This window comes from Variovorax sp. ZS18.2.2 (assembly GCF_024701975.1).
GTDB lineage: Bacteria > Pseudomonadota > Gammaproteobacteria > Burkholderiales > Burkholderiaceae_C > Variovorax.
This window is the reverse complement of record NZ_JANLNM010000006.1, coordinates 269,693-285,568: the sequence shown is the minus strand read 5'-3', so window position 1 is coordinate 285,568 and position 15,876 is coordinate 269,693. Positions and strand designations below refer to the sequence as shown.

14 protein-coding genes are annotated in these 15,876 nt (G+C 68.5%); all 14 read right to left on the bottom strand.

Annotated elements, in window-relative coordinates; translation table 11 throughout:
* Position 1: 1 nt before the first annotated feature.
* The 14 genes from NU688_RS22925 to NU688_RS22860 all read right to left on the bottom strand — a co-directional run bounded on the left by NU688_RS22925 (position 2) and on the right by NU688_RS22860 (position 15,673).
* Positions 2–979 (bottom strand): tripartite tricarboxylate transporter substrate-binding protein, encoded by a 978-nt coding sequence (locus tag NU688_RS22925; RefSeq protein WP_257863109.1) that lies wholly within the window; start codon positions 977–979, stop codon positions 2–4.
* A 40-nt stretch (positions 980–1,019) separates the two neighbouring features.
* A complete protein-coding gene (locus NU688_RS22920) occupies positions 1,020–2,222 on the bottom strand; it encodes a M20 aminoacylase family protein (RefSeq protein ID WP_257863108.1) in 1,203 nt (400 codons plus the stop codon).
* Between the two features lie 83 nt (positions 2,223–2,305).
* Positions 2,306–3,574 (bottom strand): aspartate aminotransferase family protein, encoded by a 1,269-nt coding sequence (locus NU688_RS22915; protein WP_257863107.1) that lies wholly within the window; start codon positions 3,572–3,574, stop codon positions 2,306–2,308.
* The gene (locus NU688_RS22910) at positions 3,567–4,643 is read right to left on the bottom strand and encodes a phosphotransferase (protein ID WP_257863106.1); all 1,077 of its coding nucleotides are present in this window, start codon (positions 4,641–4,643) and stop codon (positions 3,567–3,569) included. Before NU688_RS22910 ends, NU688_RS22915 begins: the two co-directional genes overlap by 8 nt.
* Complete coding sequence (locus NU688_RS22905; protein WP_257863105.1) at positions 4,640–5,668, bottom strand: histone deacetylase family protein; 1,029 nt, start codon at positions 5,666–5,668, stop codon at positions 4,640–4,642. Before NU688_RS22905 ends, NU688_RS22910 begins: the two co-directional genes overlap by 4 nt.
* A complete protein-coding gene (locus NU688_RS22900; protein WP_257863104.1) occupies positions 5,665–6,402 on the bottom strand; it encodes a GntR family transcriptional regulator in 738 nt (245 codons plus the stop codon). The genes NU688_RS22905 and NU688_RS22900 overlap by 4 nt, the downstream gene beginning before the upstream one ends.
* A gap of 13 nt (positions 6,403–6,415) precedes the next feature.
* The gene (locus NU688_RS22895) at positions 6,416–7,339 is read right to left on the bottom strand and encodes a DMT family transporter (RefSeq protein WP_374684676.1); all 924 of its coding nucleotides are present in this window, start codon (positions 7,337–7,339) and stop codon (positions 6,416–6,418) included.
* Entirely contained in the window at positions 7,336–8,730 is a 1,395-nt protein-coding gene (locus tag NU688_RS22890; protein ID WP_257863103.1) for an aspartate aminotransferase family protein, read from the bottom strand. The genes NU688_RS22895 and NU688_RS22890 overlap by 4 nt, the downstream gene beginning before the upstream one ends.
* Positions 8,731–8,780: 50 nt before the next feature.
* Positions 8,781–9,719 (bottom strand): glyoxylate/hydroxypyruvate reductase A, encoded by a 939-nt coding sequence (locus NU688_RS22885; RefSeq protein ID WP_257863102.1) that lies wholly within the window; start codon positions 9,717–9,719, stop codon positions 8,781–8,783.
* Positions 9,719–11,371 carry an ABC transporter ATP-binding protein gene (locus tag NU688_RS22880; RefSeq protein WP_257863101.1) on the bottom strand — a complete coding sequence of 551 codons (1,653 nt, stop codon included), beginning with the start codon at positions 11,369–11,371 and terminating at the stop codon, positions 9,719–9,721. Before NU688_RS22880 ends, NU688_RS22885 begins: the two co-directional genes overlap by 1 nt.
* Positions 11,368–12,210, bottom strand: coding sequence for an ABC transporter permease (locus tag NU688_RS22875; protein ID WP_374684682.1), 843 nt, complete (start codon positions 12,208–12,210; stop codon positions 11,368–11,370). The genes NU688_RS22880 and NU688_RS22875 overlap by 4 nt, the downstream gene beginning before the upstream one ends.
* Positions 12,211–12,212: 2 nt before the next feature.
* The gene (locus tag NU688_RS22870) at positions 12,213–13,187 is read right to left on the bottom strand and encodes an ABC transporter permease (RefSeq protein ID WP_257863099.1); all 975 of its coding nucleotides are present in this window, start codon (positions 13,185–13,187) and stop codon (positions 12,213–12,215) included.
* A 34-nt stretch (positions 13,188–13,221) separates the two neighbouring features.
* Positions 13,222–14,790 (bottom strand): ABC transporter substrate-binding protein, encoded by a 1,569-nt coding sequence (locus NU688_RS22865; protein WP_257863098.1) that lies wholly within the window; start codon positions 14,788–14,790, stop codon positions 13,222–13,224.
* 79 nt (positions 14,791–14,869) lie between these two features.
* Entirely contained in the window at positions 14,870–15,673 is an 804-nt protein-coding gene (locus NU688_RS22860; RefSeq protein ID WP_257863096.1) for a class II aldolase/adducin family protein, read from the bottom strand.
* Between the last annotated feature and the right edge of the window lie 203 nt (positions 15,674–15,876).

Below are 15,876 nucleotides of genomic sequence, written 5' to 3'. Positions count from 1 at the left end.
TTTAGTCGATCTTCGCGCCCGACGCCTTCACCACCACGCCCATCGCATCCCAATCCGCGCGCAGCAGCTTCTGAAACTCTTCCGCACTCTGGCTGCGCGGCTCCACGCCCAGTCGCTTGAAGCGTTCCTGGATCGCCGGATCGGCCAGCACCTTGTTGGCCGCAGCGTTGATCCGCTCGACCTCCGCCTTGGGCGTACCGGCCGGTGCGAGCAGGCCGATCCACGAATCGAAGGCGTAGCCCGGCAGGCCGCTCTCGGCCACGGTCGGCAGCTTCGGCAGGAAGGGGCTGCGCGTCTGGCCGGTGGAAGCGAGCAGCTTCATGCGCGCATCGTCCTGGAAGCCCATGACGCCGATACTCGACGAGATCACGGCCTGCACCCGGCCCGCGAGCACTTCGTTGACGGCTTCGCCGGTGGACTTGGTCGGGATGTGCGTCATCTGCAAGCCGGCCTTCGCGAGGAACGACGCCATCGCCAGGTGCGTGGCACTGCCGTTGCCCGCCGAGGCGTAGTTGTACTTGCCCGGGTTGGCCTTGACCTCCTTGATGAAGTCGGCCGTGCTCGACACGTTCATGCCGCTCGCCACCGCCAGCACATAGCCCGCGTTGCCCACGTTGGCCACGCCGACGAAGTCCTTCAGCGGGTCGTAGGACAGCTTGCTGTACAGGAAGGCCGCGATGTTGTGGCTCGCGGCCGCGAGCACCAGCGTGCTGCCATCGGCCGGCGCCTTGGCCACGACGGCCGCGCCCACGGTGCCGCCCGCGCCCGCGCGGTTCTCGACAATGGCGCTGGCGTTGAGCGCCGCACCCAGTTCGCTGTTGAAGGCGCGCGCCACCGTGTCCTGCACGGCGCCAGTGCCGAAGGGCACGATGATGTGGATCACGCGCTGCTGTGCGTGGGCAGCAAGGCCGACACTGCAGAGGGCCATGGCGGCGGCAACCGCGGCCAGCGAACGTCGGGTGAGCAGGGTGGAAGTCATCTTTGCGGCCGCTTTCATCATCATCAACAGGAAGAAGAACTCAGGTGCCCGACGGCAGCCAGCGCTGCACCAGATTCACGAAGTAGCTGGCACCGATCGGGATGATCTCGTCGTTGAAGTCGAACGAGGTGTTGTGAATGATGCAAGGGCCGGGCCCGTGTCCATCGAGCCGGTGGTCGCCGTCGCCATTGCCGAGGAAGGCATAGCAACCGGGCCGCGCGAGCAGCATGTGCGCGAAGTCCTCGGCGCCCATCACGGCGGGAAAGTCGTCGGTGACCATGTCGTCGCCCACCACCTCGCGCATCACGCCCGCGGCAAAGCGCGCCTCGGCTGGATGGTTCACCGTCGGCGGCGACGAGCGGTTGAAGTACACCTCGGCCGTGCAGCCATGCGCCGCCGCCACGCCGGCCGCCACTTCGCGCAGCCGCGCCTCGATCTTGTCGATGGCCTCGATCGAGAAGGTGCGGATCGTGCCGCCGACCGTGGCCACGTCGGGGATCACATTGGGCGCATCCGAACCCTGCAGTTGCGTGACCGCAAGCAGTGCGCGCTCGGTGCTGGGAATGGTGCGCGCCACGATGGTCTGCAACTGCTGCGCGAGCGTGACCACCGCGGCCACCGGATCGATGCCCGTGTGCGGCATCGAGGCGTGCGTGCCGCGGCCGTGCACGGTGATCCTGTACGTATTGCTCGAGGCCATCAGCGCGCCTTCGTTGAGCGCGAAGCGACCCACGTCGCCGACCGGGAAGTTGTGCAGCCCGAAGACCGCATCGCACGGGAAGCGCTCGAAGAGGCCCTCATCGATCATCTTCTTGGCGCCGGCCTTGCCCATCTCCTCGGCAGGCTGGAAGATGAAATTCACGGTGCCGTCGAAGTCATCCGGCCCCTGCTGCGACAGATGCCACGCGGCGGCCAGCAGCATCGTCGTGTGCCCGTCGTGCCCGCAAGCGTGCATGCGGCCGGGGTTCGTCGACTTGTGGGCGAACTCGTTGGCTTCGTGGAGCGGCAGCGCATCCATGTCGGCGCGCAGGCCGATGGTGCGGCTGCCCGTGCCCTTGCGCAGCACGCCGACAAGGCCGGTGCCGGCAATGCCGCGATGCACCTCGATGCCCCATTCGGTGAGCAGGTTCGCAACCTTCTCGGAGGTGCGGTGTTCCTCGAAGCCGAGTTCGGGATGCGCGTGGATGTCGCGCCGGATGTCGACGAAGCGGGCGACATTGGCGAAGGAGTCGACGATGTTCATGGTGGCAAGGGGACGGTCGTGGGAGGCGAACGATTCTGGCGCAAGGCGGCGCTTGCCGCCATGGCCACGCACGGGGGGAACGGTCAGAGCGCGGACAGCACCTTGTCCAGCGTCTCGACCAGCAGGTCCGCATTGGCTTCGGAAAACACCAGCGGCGGCCGGATCTTGAGCGTGTTCGCGTGTTCGCCCGTGGCGCTCAACAACACCTGCCGCTCACGCAGGCCGTTGACGACGCGCACGGTCTCCGCGGTGGCGGGCGTGCGCGCCTGGCGGTCCGTCACCAGCTCCAGGCCGATGAACAGGCCAGCGCCGCGCACGTCGCCGATCAGCGTGTGGCGCTCGGCGAGCTTCGCGAGCCCGGCGCGCAGGTGGCGGCCGACGCGCTGCGCATTGGCCATCAGGCTTTCGCGCTCGATCACGTCGAGCACGGCCATGCCGGCGGCCATCGAGACCGGGTTACCGCCGAAGGTGTTGAAGTAGCGGCACTCGCGGCCGAATGCGGCCAGCACCTCGGGGCGCACCGCGAGTCCGGCCAGCGGATGGCCGTTGCCGAGCGGCTTGCCCATGGTCACGATGTCGGGCACCAGGCCCTCGTGACGCATGAAGCCCCAGAAAGCGTCGCCGGTGCGCCCGAGGCCGGGCTGCACTTCATCGGCAATGAAGATGCCGCCGGCTTCGCGGATGGCCGCCACCGCCTCGTGCAGAAAACCTGCGGGGTCAGTGAAGATGCCATCGCTCGAGAACACCGTGTCGACCATCAACGCGGCGGGCTGCATGCCATGGGCCTGCAGGTCTGCAATGGCGGCGCGCACACCGGCGGCAAAAGCCTTGCCCTGGTCCTCGGGCGATACGCGATAGCTGTCGGGCGGCGGCACGGTGCGCACCGCCTTGCCCAGCTGCACGAAGCGCCCGAGCGAGGGCGAGGCCTGCGCGATCGACTCGGTCACGCCGTGGTACGCAAAGCGCGTGACGATCAATCCTTCGGCCTTCGTGTGCGCCTTGGCAATGCGCATCGCCAGATCGTTGGCCTCGCTGCCGGTGCAGGTGAACATCGCATGGCCCAGCGCGGGTGGCATGGTGGCCAGCAAACGCTCGGCATAGTCGAGCACGCCTTGGTGCAGGTAACGGGTGTGGGTGTTGAGCACCCCGGCCTGCCTGGCAATCGCCTCCACCACATGCGGATGGCAATGCCCCACCGACGCGACGTTGTTGTACGCGTCGAGGTAGCGCTTGCCGTCGGCATCGTCGAGCCACACGCCCTGGCCGCGCACCGGGTGCAGCGGCGCTTCGTAGAACAGGCGATAGGCCGGGCCGAGCAGGCGCGCGCGGCGCTCCACAAGAGATTCAGGCATGTTCGTGACTCTGGTTCATGCCGCAGGCGCGCCGGAACGCGGCACTGGCGGCGTCGTTGCCGATGCGGTCGCAGGCCTGCAGGCGGGCCCACGACAGCGGGTTGTTGCGCAGCAGGTAGGCCGCGTTGTCGGGCTGGCGCGCGGCACGCCAGCCGCTGATCGCCACCACCATCACGAGCCGCGCGGTGATGAGCGTGAACAGCACGTTGACCTCCTCGCGCGTGAGCGGCAGCACCGCGTGGTACGCCGCGACGAAAGGCACGATGCCGGCCAGCGCATCGCCCGCGGGATCGAGCTGGTAGGCCGCGGCCACGGCCAGGTCGTCGATCAGCGGTGCGCGCACCATGTCGCCGAAATCGAGCACGCCCGCGATGCGGTCGGTGTCGCCGGGGTCGACCAGCACGTTGTAGATGTTGAAGTCGTTGTGGATGGGCTGCGTGCGCAGGCCCGCGAGCACCGGCTTGGCATCGCGCCCGAAACGGTCGAGCGAACGCTCCGCCAGTGCGCGGCGTTCCGGGTCGGCGATGTGCCGGAGCAGGCCGCGCACGCTGTCGGCGCGCTGGATATCCCAGGGCAGCGCCAGTGCGCCGGCCGGGTGCTCGAAGCCGCGCAGCGCAAGATCGAGGCGGGCCAGCGTGCGCGCGAGATTCAGTTGTTGTGTGGAAGTGCGCGGCGCATCGGGCATGGGCGTGCCCGGCAGGTAGCTGAACAGCCGCGTCACGCGTGGCAGGCCGTCGCCCGGGTCGCTCGAAAAAGAAGGCAGGCCGTCGCGCGTGGGCACGATGCGCTGCACAGGCAGCTCCGGATCGGTGGCCGCGATGTGCAGCAGCGCCTGCGTCTGAAAGTCCGCCACCAGCGGCGTCTCGGACGGATGCGAGATCTTCAGCATGAAGCGCTCGCCGGTGCGTGCCGATTCGAAGCGGTAGTTGCGGTCGCGCTCGCCGGTCAGCGGCCGCATCTCGCCCTCGATGCCGTAGTGGCGCAGCGCGAGCGAGCGCACCCAGTCGGCATCGAGCGCGGGCGAGCCTTCGCTCAAGACCTCGTCGTCGAAGCCGGCCTCCGCCGTCATGCGGCGCCCGCGAAGCCGCGCAGCGCGCTGGCGAGGTTGGGGCCCAGGTCATCGGAGAGATAGCCGCCCTCCTGCACCAGCACGGTCGGCAGGCCCAGGCCCGCAATCTCCGCGAGCAGTTGTGCGAAGCCGGGCGTCGTGATCTTCATGCCCTTGTAGGGATCGCGCTCGTGCGTGTCCAGGCCCAGCGCCACCACCAGCGCGCCGGGCGCGAAGGCGCGAATGCTCTGGCAGGCATCACGCAGGGCCGGCAGGTAGCCGTCGATGTCGGTGCCCAGCGCGAGCGGTTTGTTGATGTTGTAGCCCAGGCCCGCGCCCTCGCCGCGCTCGTGCGCGTAGCCGGTGAAGAAGGGCGTGAAGTTGCGCGGGTCGCCGTGCAGCGAAATGGTCAGCACGTCGGCGCGGCGGTAGAAGATGCCCTGCGTGCCGTTGCCGTGGTGCACATCGATGTCGAGGATGGCCACGCGGTCGTGCACGGCACGCAATTGCTGCGCGGCAATGGCCGTGTTGTTGAGGTAGCAGAAGCCGTTGGCGCGGTCCGCATACGCATGGTGGCCCGGCGGGCGGCACAGCGCATAGGCTGCGCGTTCGCCCTGCAGCACCAGCTGCGCGGCATGCGTGGCCACATGCGCCGAGGCCACGGCCGCCTCCCAGGTGTGCGCACCGATGGAGCAGGCGTTGTCGCCCATGTGGTAGCCGGCCTGTCCGACCACGCTTTCCGGGTAGGTGCAAGGCTCGCCGGGAAAGGGGTGGATGTTGGGCATCACCTCGTCGGAGGGGTCGTCCAGCAACCGCCAGCGCGCGTAGGCGGTCTCCAGAAAGCGCAGGTACTCCGGCGTGTGGATCGCGGCGCGCGGGCCGGCGCCGAAGTCTTCGCTCGCGACGACCTCGTGGCCATCGTGCTCGACCGCCGACAGCAGCCGGAAGGCGCGCTCGGGCTGCTCGTTGCTGCGCTTCAGGCGGCCGCGCACCATGAAGAGCTGCGGGTCGTGGTCCTTGTGCACGTCGCTGTAGACGATCTTCATCGCGCGGGTCCTTGTGGGGAAGTGGAGGTGGTTGGGGACGCGGTGCCGTGCTGCTTCACGAACAGCGCGCGCACCTGCACCCAGGCGTCGTCCAGGTGCTCGCGCATGGCCGCGCGCGATGCGTCGACGTTGCGGCTCTCGAGCGCGTCGACGATCGGGTAGTGCGTGTTGGCCATGGTCTCGGGGTCGTGGTAGACCGCATCGATGAGCGCGATGATCATCTGCATCTCGGTCTGCGTGTTCGAGAACATGCGGTGCAGGTGGGCATTGCCCGAGAGCTCGCTGATCAGCGTGTGAAAAGCCAGGTCGGTCGCGATGCGCACGTGCTGCGGCTGCGTGGGCGCGTCGCGCACCATGGCGTCGACCAGCGCGCGCAGGCGCGCCAGGCCCGCGTCGTCGGCCTTGCGGCAGGCCAACTCGACCGAGGTCATCTCCAGGCTCAACCGCACTTCGAACAGGTCGTCGATTTCCTGGACGCTGATGGTGCGCACCGCGAAGCCGTGGCGCGGCCGCGCCACCAGCACGCCTTGCCGTTCGAGCCGGCGCGCGGCCTCGCGCACCGGGGCGCGGCTCACGCCCATGCGGCGCGCGATCTCGGCCTCCACGATGCGGCTGCCGGGCGCGAGGTGTCCTTCGACGATGGCGCGGGTCAGCTGCGCCTCGACCAGCCCGACCAGGTCGGGCGCCTCGACGGACTCGAAAACGGCGCTGTCGGAAGGGGAGGAGAAAGCCATGTTGTTTGTCTCGTCATGTGAGGGGAAGCGGGGGGCCATTTTTTACCGGCCGCCGCGCAAGGTAGACGCCTGCCGCCACGATCAATGCAATGCCCGCCATGGCCAGCCCGTCGGGCGGCCGGTGAAACCAGAAGGTGCTGAAGGCTACCGCGAGCAGCAGCTGGAAGTAGTTGAGCGGCGCCAGCGTGGCGGCCTCGACGCGCTCGAAGGCCGCCAGCAACAGCCATTGCGCAAGGCCGCTGCAGGCGCCGCCCGCAAGCAGCAACAGCACGGCGCCGGCGGCGGGTCGTTCGGTGGGCAGGAAGAAGGGCGCGGGCAGCGCCGTCACGACGAGGCACACCACCGCGGTGTACGCGTACTGCACCGGGCTCGCGACCAACCCCGCAAGGCGCCGCGTGAGCAGCTGGAAGATCGCATAGCAGACGGCCGACACCGCCATCAGCACCGTGCCCAGCCAGGGCAGGTTGCCGCCGGGCCGCACGATCAGCAGCATGCCGGCAAAGCCCACGCTCACCGCCACCCACTGGCTGCGCCGCACCGATTCGCCGACCAGCCAGGGCGACAGCGCCACCATGAGCAGCGGCGCGGTGAAGTAGATGGCGGTGGCCTCGGCCAGCGGCATCCAGATCAGGGCCGTCATGAAGCAGGTGGCCACCGTCGCGAGCATGGTGCCGCGCAGCAGCAGCAACTTCTTCTGCGGTGCGCGCCAGATGCGCAGGTCGCCATGGCGCAGCAGCATCGCGAAGGCGATGAAGATCACCGACAGGTAGCGCATCACGTTGATGAACGGCGCCGGGTAGAACTGCAGCATGTATTTGCAGAAGGCGTCGTAGCTCGCAAAGGCCATCAACGCGCAGAAGAAGAGCGCAACGCCGGTGCTCCTGGCGCCCGGCGCGCGCAGACCCGTTGCAGCGCTCGCGGCGCTTGCCGTGGTCACGCCAGCGAGGCCTCGAAGCGGACCATCGCGCGGTCGAAGCGCTCGAACATCTCGTCGACCTCCGCGGCCGTGATGATGAGCGGCGGGCAGAAGGCCACGGCATCGCCCATGGCGCGCACGATCAGGCCCTCGGCCAGCGCGAGTTCGGCCAGCCGTGCGCCGGCCTTCATCGCCGGATCGAAGGGCGTGCGCTTCGCCGGATCGGCTGCGAGTTCGAGCGCGCCGAGAAATCCCACGCCGCGCACCTCGCCCACGTGCGGATGGCCGGCGTAGCGGCGCAAGCCGGCCTGGAATTTCGGCGCCAGCGCCTGCACGTGCGCGAGCACCGCTTCGTCTTCGTAGATGCGCAGCGTTTCGAGCGCCACCGCGGCCGTCACCGGATGGCCCGAGTAGGTGAAGCCATGGCCGAAGGTGCCGATCTTTCCGCTGTTGGCGGCCACCGCCGCATGCACCTTCTCGGACACCATGACGGCCGAGATCGGCACATAGCCCGACGACAGCGCCTTGGCGGCCGTGAGGATGTCGGGCCGCAGGCCGAAGGTGGTGGAGCCGAACATCTCGCCGGTGCGGCAGAAGCCGCAGATCACCTCGTCGGCGATCAGCAGCACCTCGTACTTGCGCAGCACGGCCTGCACCTTCTCGAAGTAGGTGGCGGGCGGCACCAGCACGCCGCCGGCACCCATGACCGGCTCGGCGATGAAGGCGCCCACGGTGTCGGGGCCTTCGGCCAGGATGCGCTGCTCCAGCGCATCGGCCAGCCGCGTGGCGAAGGCCTCTTCGGTTTCGCCGGGCTCGGCGTAGCGGTAGTGGTGCGGGCAGTCGACGTGCAGGATGCGGTCGATCGGCAGGTCGAAGTCGCGGTGGTTGGTGACGAGGCCGCTCAGGCTGGCCGCGGCCACGGTGACGCCGTGGTAGGCATTGCGGCGCGCGATGATCTTCTTCTTGTCGGGCTTGCCGATGGCGTTGTGGTAGTACCAGACCAGCTTGACGGCGGTGTCGTTGGCCTCGGAACCCGAGTTGGCGAAGAACACCTTGGACATGGGCACCGGCGCCATCGCAATCAACTTTTCGGCCAGCGCGATCGCGGCGGCGTTGGAGCGGTGGTTGAAGGTGTGATAGCAGGGCAGCGTGTGCAGCGCATCGCTGCCCGCCTTGGCCAGGCGCGCGTTGCTGAAGCCCAGCGAGACGCACCACAGGCCCGACATGGCTTCCAGGTAGCGGCGGCCCTGGTCGTCTTCCACGTAAATGCCGTCGCCGCGCTGGATCACGAGCGGATCGACTTGCGGATGCGCCGCGAGGTTGGTGAAGGGATGCAGGTGGGCCGCGATGTCGTTGGCGGCGCGTTCGGCATGCGCCGATTGCAGGGCAGAAGCGGAGATGGGTGCGTTCATGGGCCTGTCCGTTGTTTTGGGAGGGAATGCGTGAATCCGGACCTCGCGGCTCAGTAGCCCCGTTCGAGGTCGACGGCCGTAGCTGGTCGCTGCCCGCGCTGCAGCAGCGCGAGGTTGTGGAGTGTCTGCTGCGCGATCACCGACACGTCGGTGCGGGTGGCGATGTGCGGCGTGACCAGGATGCGCGGATCGCGCCAGAACGGATGCTCCGGCGGCAGCGGCTCCTGCGTGAAGGCATCGAGCGTGGCGGCGGCGAGTTCGCCGCGGTCGAGCGCGCGCAGCAGGTCGGCTTCGACCAAGTGTGCCCCGCGCCCGACGTTGATCAGGTGCGCGCCGCGCGGCAGCTTCGCGAACAGGTCGGCATCGAGGAAGCCCTGCGTCTGCGGCGTGAGCGGCAGCAGGCACACCAGCGTGTCGCAGCCCGAGAGGAATTCGCCGAGCTGCGCATCGCCATGAAAGCCCGCGACGCCGGTCGGCAGACCGGCCTTGGCACTGCGACTCCAGCCGCGCACCGCATAGCCAATGGCGGCCAGCGCTTCGGCGCAGGCCAGCCCCAAGGTGCCGAGCCCCGCGATGCCGACGCGGTGGCGTCCCGGCGGGCTCATCGTCTGTTCCCGCCACGCGCCGACAGCCGCGCTCGCAAGATAGGCCGGCATCTGCCGCTGATGCTGGATCACGGCCCAGCACACATAGGCCTTCATGCCGGTCGCCATCTCCGGATCGACGATGCGGCACAGCGGCAGCGCGCGCGGCAGCTGCGGATCGGCCGTGATGTGGTCGACGCCCGCGGCCAGCGACTGCACCAGCTGCAGTTGCGGCAACTGCGCGAGCAGGCCGTGCGGCGGATACCAGCAGACGGCGGCATCGATCTGGTCGAGCGGGCCGAGGTCGGTGCCCAGGCGCAGGTCAATGTCCGGGCAATGCGCGCGGAACGCGGGCGCGAGATAGTGCATGTCGAGCACATCGCTCAGGAGCGCAACGCACGGCATCAGGCCACCCTTGCCATGGCGTCGGACTGACCCGCCAGACGCGGCACTGCGTCGATCAGCTTGCGCGTGTACGCATGCTGCGGATCGTTCAGCACCTTCTGCGTTTCGCCGTACTCCACGACCTCGCCGCGCTGCATCACCGCGATGCGGTCGCACATCTGGCCCGCCACGCGCAGGTCGTGCGTGATGAACACCATCGCGAGCTGGAACTGCTCGCGCACCTGGGCGAAGAGCTCCAGCACCTGCGCCTGCACCGACACATCGAGCGCGGACACCGGCTCGTCGGCCACCAGCAGCTCGGGCTGCATTGCCAGCGCGCGGGCAATGCCGATGCGCTGACGCTGACCGCCCGAGAACTCGTGCGGGTAGCGCTGCGCCGCATCGGCGCCCAGGCCCACGAGCTTAAGCAGCTCCATCGCGCGCGCCATCGCCTCGGCCTTGCCCACGCCCTGCGCGATCGGCCCGCCCGCGATGGCCGCGCCCACGCGGTGGCGCGGATTGAGCGAGGCATACGGGTCCTGGAACACCATCTGGATCTTGCCCGCCACGCCACGGCGGAAGTTCTTGCCCTGCGCCAGCGTGCGGCCCTTGAAGATGATGCGTCCGCTGTCGAAGGGCGCGAGCCCCACGAGGCAGCGCCCGACGCTCGACTTGCCCGAGCCCGACTCGCCCACCAGCCCCAGCGTTTCACCGCGGTGCAGTTCGAAGCTGATGTCCTTGGCGGCTTGCACCGAGCGGCCGCGCTTGAACAGGCCGCCGCTCGAACGGTAGGTCTTGCACAGGTCCTGCACCTGCAGCACGCGCGTCAGGTCGTCGTGCGGCACGGTCTGCGCCTTCCCGTCGGGGATGGCGGCGATGAGCTTGCGCGTGTAGGGATGCTGCGGCGCGCCGAGCACCTGCGCAACCGGACCGGACTCGACGACGTGCCCGGTCTGCATGACCACCACGTGGTCGGCGATTTCGGAGACCACGCCGAAGTCGTGCGTGATGAAGAGCACGGCCGTACCGCGGCGCTGCTGCAGCTCGCGGATGAGCTTGAGGATCTGCGCCTGCGTGGTGACGTCGAGCGCGGTGGTGGGCTCGTCGGCGATCAGCAGCACGGGCTCCAGCACCAGCGCGCACGCGATCATCACGCGCTGGCGCTGCCCGCCCGAAAGACGGAAGGGATAGGCGTCGATCAGCAGTTCGGGGTCGGGCAGGCCCACGTCGACCAGCGCCGCGAGGATGCGGCGCCGCTTCTCGGCCGCGGGCACGCTGCCGTGCGCATCGAACACCTCGCCGATCTGCTCGCCGATGCGCATCACCGGGTTCAGCGCGGTCATCGGCTCCTGGAACACCATGCCGATGCGCCGTCCGCGCAGCTCGCGCATCTGCGGTTCGGCGAGCTGCAGCAGGTCGTGGCCGTCGAACAGGATGCGGCCCGCCACCGGCGCCACGTGCGGGCGCGGCAGGAGGCCCATGACCGCGTTGGCGATCATCGATTTGCCCGAACCCGACTCGCCGACCACGCACAGCGTCTGGCCCGGCATCACCGAAAGCGTGGCGCCTTCGACGGCCAGCGCGCGGTCGGCGCCCGCGGGCAGCGAGATGCTCAGGTCGACGATGTCGAGAACGGGATGCAGGGGCTTCATCGGCGTCACGGTGGCGTTCATTTGCCTCTCCCGTCGAGCCGCGTGTTGAGCCCGTCGCTCAAGCCCTCGCCCACGAGGTTGAGCGCAAGCACCGTCAGCACGATGGCCAGGCCGGGGAACAGCGCCATCCACCAGGCCTGGCGCAGCACGGTGCGCGCCGCGCCGACCATGTAGCCCCAGCTCATCTGGTTCGGATCGCCGAGGCCCAGGAAGCTCAGGCTGCTCTCGAGCAGGATGGCGGTGGCCACCATCAGCGAGGCCATCACGATGATCGGCGACATGGCGTTGGGCAGGATCTGCGTGAGGATGATGCGCGGCGTCGACTGTCCCGCGAGCAGCGCGGCCTGCACGAAGTCGCGCTGGCGCAGCGTGAGGAATTCGCTGCGCACCAGCCGCGCCACCGGCGGCCACGAGACGATCGCGATGGCCACGACGATCGAGTTGATCGAGGGCTCGAAGATCGCCACCAGCACGATCGCCAGCGCAAAACTCGGCACCGCCTGGAACAGCTCGGTGAAGCGCATCAGCGCCGCATCGATCCAGCCGCCGAAGTAGCCGGCCACCGCGCCCAGCGTGACGCCGATGAGCAGCGCCACGAGCGTGGACACCACGCCGATCAGCAGCGACACGCGCGCGCCGTAGACCAGGCCCGAGAGGATGTCGCGCCCCAGCGTGTCGGTGCCCATCAGGAAGCCGGGCTCGGTCCAGGGCCGCACGAAGGGCTGCTCCACCATGGCCCACGGGTCGTTGGTGGCGAGCCACGGGCCGAGCAGCGCCACCGCCGCCACGATCAGCAGCACGACCATGCCGGCCACCGCGCCCTTGTTGCGCCGAAATCGCCGCCAGAAAGGACTGTTCATCGTCATGTCAGTTCGATCCGTGGGTCGACCAATGTGTAGACAAGGTCGGTGATGAGATTGAAGAGCACCGCCATCGCGGCCGTCACGAGGAAGGCGCCGAGCAGCAGGCTGTAGTCGCGCTGCAGCAGCGCGTCGAACATGAGGCGGCCGATGCCGGGCCAGGCGAACACGGTCTCGGTGAGCACGGCGCCGCCGATCATCCCGCCGGCCTGGATGCCCGCGAGCGTGACCACCGGCAGCAGCGCGTTGCGCAGCACGTGGGCGCGCAGGATGCGGCCGGGCCGAACGCCCTTGGCGCGCGCGGTTTTCACGAAGTCCATCTGCGCCACCTCGAGCATCGCGGCGCGCGTCATGCGCGCATAGACGGCCATGTAGAACAGTGCGAGCGTGAGCGCCGGCAGCACCAGGTGCCTGGCCACATCGAGCACCAGCGCGAAGCCGGTGGCGCCCGAGCCCACGGTCATGAGGCCGAAGCCCGGCAGCCATTCGAGCTGCACCGTGAACACCAGCACCGCCATCAGCGCGAGCCAGTAGAGCGGCGTGGCATAGAACAGCAGCGCCACCACGGTGATGGCGCTGTCGACCCAGGTGCCCGCGCGCCGCGCCGACAACGCGCCCAATGTGATGCCGAACAGCAGCGAGAGCGCGAAGGCCGTGCCGGTGAGCAGCAGCGTGGCCGGCAGCCGGTCCATGATGAGTTTCAGCACCGGCTGCTGCTGGCGGTACGAGTAGCCGAGGTCGAGCTGCACCACCTTGCCGACGTAGGTTGCGAGCTGCGTCGACAGCGGCTGGTCGAGCCCGAACTGCGCGCGCAGCTGCGCGACGAACTGCGGATCGGACGCGCCGGCCTCGCCGGCCAGCACCGACACCGGATCGCCCGGCGCGGCCCTCACCAGCATGAAGTTGACCGTGGCGATCAGCAGGATCGCCACCAGGCCCTGCAGCACGCGGGCAAGCATGAACTGCGTGCGTTTCATCTGCGGCTCCCGTGTTGCGCTTGCTGGCGTGCCGTCATGCGACCGATGCCGTACCGAGGCTGTCGTTCAGCCCGATGCCCGAGCTGATGATGTTGCCGAGCTTGGTGCGGTAGAGCGTCGGGAAGTTGAGCTCCAGCATCCAGGCCACCGGCACCTCGTCGAGCAGGATCTTCTGCGCCTGCAGGTAGATGGCCTTGCGCTTCTCTGGGTCGGTCTCGCGCGCGCCCGAATCGAACAGCTCGTCGACCTTCGGGTTGGAATAGCCCTCGACGTTGTTGAAGGGCGAGCCCTTGGCGATGTTGGCGGTGGTGTAGTTGCGCGCCACGCCCAGGGCCGGGTCGCCGTACTGGTAGACGTAGGTGAAGGCAAGGTCGTAGTCCCAGTCGTTGAGGCGCTGGTTCCAGCCCGCCACGTCGGTGGCGGTCATCTCGACCTTGATGCCGGCCTGGGCCAGGTTCTGCTTCAGGATCTCGGCCTGGCGCGACCAGGTCTCGCCGTAGGGCAGCGGCAGCAGCCGCAGGGTCTCGCCCTTGTAGCCCGATTCGGCGAGCAGCTTTTTGGCCGTCTCGATGTTGCGCGGGTACTTGGCGACGTCGGTGCTGTAGAACTTGATGTTGCTGTTGAACGGTCCGGTCGCCGGCTTGGCGAAGCCCTGCCACGCGATCTTGGCCATGGCCTCGCGGTCCATGGCGAACATCACGGCCTGGCGGAACTTGACCTTGTCCATCGGCGCCTTGCGGTTGTTGAGCCACAGCCACGAATGCGGCGCGAAGAACTCCCAGCCCTTGGTGGTGACCGCAACGCCGGGCAGCTTGGACAGGCGCAGCACGTCGAAGTATTCGACCGCGCCGCCCGGCACCAGGTCGACCTTGCCCGATTCGAAGGCCGCCGCGCGCGAGGCCGCATCGGGAATGACGTGGAAGTAGACGCTGTCGACCAGCGGCACGTCCTTCACGTGGTACTTGTCGTTGGCCACGAGCTGGATGTACGAGCCCTTGACCCATTCCTTGAACTTGAACGGCCCGGTGCCGATGGGCGTGGCATTGGCGGGGTTGGTCGCGAAGTCGGTGCCGTCGTAGATGTGCTTGGGCACCATCGGCATGCTGCCGACCTCGAAGATGCCGATGAAAGGGCCAAAGGGGTACTTGAGCTTGAACTCGACCGTCAGCGGATCGATGGCGCGGATGCTTTCCACCGCAGCCAGGTTGGCGCGCAGGCGGGCGTGCGTCTTGCGCAGGAACACGTCGGCCGAGAACACCACGTCGGCCGAGGTGAAAGGCTTGCCGTCATGCCAGGTGACGCCGGGCTTGAGCTTGAAGGTGTAGAGCGTGCCTTCCTTGTTGACGGTCCACGCGGTGGCCAGCGAAGGCAGCGGGTTGATCTTCTCGTCGTAGCGCAGCAGGCCTTCGTAGATGTTCCCGGAGATCATCTGCGTCGGGCCGTTCTGCGTGATGCCCAGCATCAGCCCCGGCGGCTCGGGCTGGACGACGGCGTTGATCACGCCGCCCTTCCTGCCCGCGGCCAGAAGGTGCAGGGGAACGCCGGCCAGCGTCAGGCCGGCGGTGGCAGCGGCACCCATCTGGATGAGGTTGCGACGTTTCATGAGGGCGAACTCCTTCTGGCTCTTTCGAGGTGGTGGACAGGGTCAGGGGGACGGGAGGGGAAAACGGGGGAATGGCGGATCAGTCGCGGAACGACGTGGCCGGTGCGGGCTCGATCCGCTGCAGCATCGCGCGCCATTCGCGCGCATTCGGGTCGGAATGGCCGGGCAGGTCGCTGCCGCCACCGGCCTCGTACTGCTGCGCGGTCTTCTCGCAGACCTCGGCCGGCACCGGGTACACCGGCAGGCCGCTCGACTGGATGGCCACCTGCACGCGGCAGGCGCGCTCCAGGTTCAGCATCAGGATGAAGGCTTCGGACACCGTGCGGCCCAGCGTGACCAGGCCGTGGTTGCGCAGGATCAGCGCACGGGCCGTCGGGCCCAGGTCGGCCACCAGGCGCTCGCGCTCCTCGGGGTCGAGGGCGATGCCCTCGAAGTCGTGATAGACCACGCGCTGGTAGAACTGCAGCGCCCACTGGTTGCAGGGCTGCAGCCCGCCGGCGAGCGAGGACACCGCCACGCCCGCCACCGTGTGCGTGTGCAGCACGCAGGCCGCGTCGTGGCGCGCCGCGTGCACGGCGCTGTGGATGGTGAAACCGGCCGGGTTCACGTCGTGGGGCGAGTCGTCGAGGATGCGGCCCGCCAGGTCGATCTTGACCAGCGACGAAGCCGTGATGTCGCGGAACAGCATGCCGAAGGGGTTGATCAGGAACTGGTCTTCGGTTCCGGGCACACGCGCCGAGATGTGCGTGTAGATGCTGTCGTCCATGCCGTAGTGCGCCACCAGACGGTAGGCCGCGGCCAGGTCTTCGCGGACCTGGCGCTCGGCGTGGGAGGCGGAGACGGAAACGGGTGGGGCCTTGCGGTCCACTGCCTGCAATTGCATATCGCGTTCCTTTTTCAGGCCCGGCGGGGAGTCGTCGGCACCTTGTTCGGGTTCATCGGATCAACTTGTAAGCTGTCGACAGTTGACCCGCGACAGTCTTAAGCAATTTGCAAGCCCGCCCCATGGGGTAAGCCCTTGGTGCAAGGGTCGGCGGCCGGAGAAATGGCGGCGTGCGAGGAGAGAAACGCCAAAACGCCGACGGC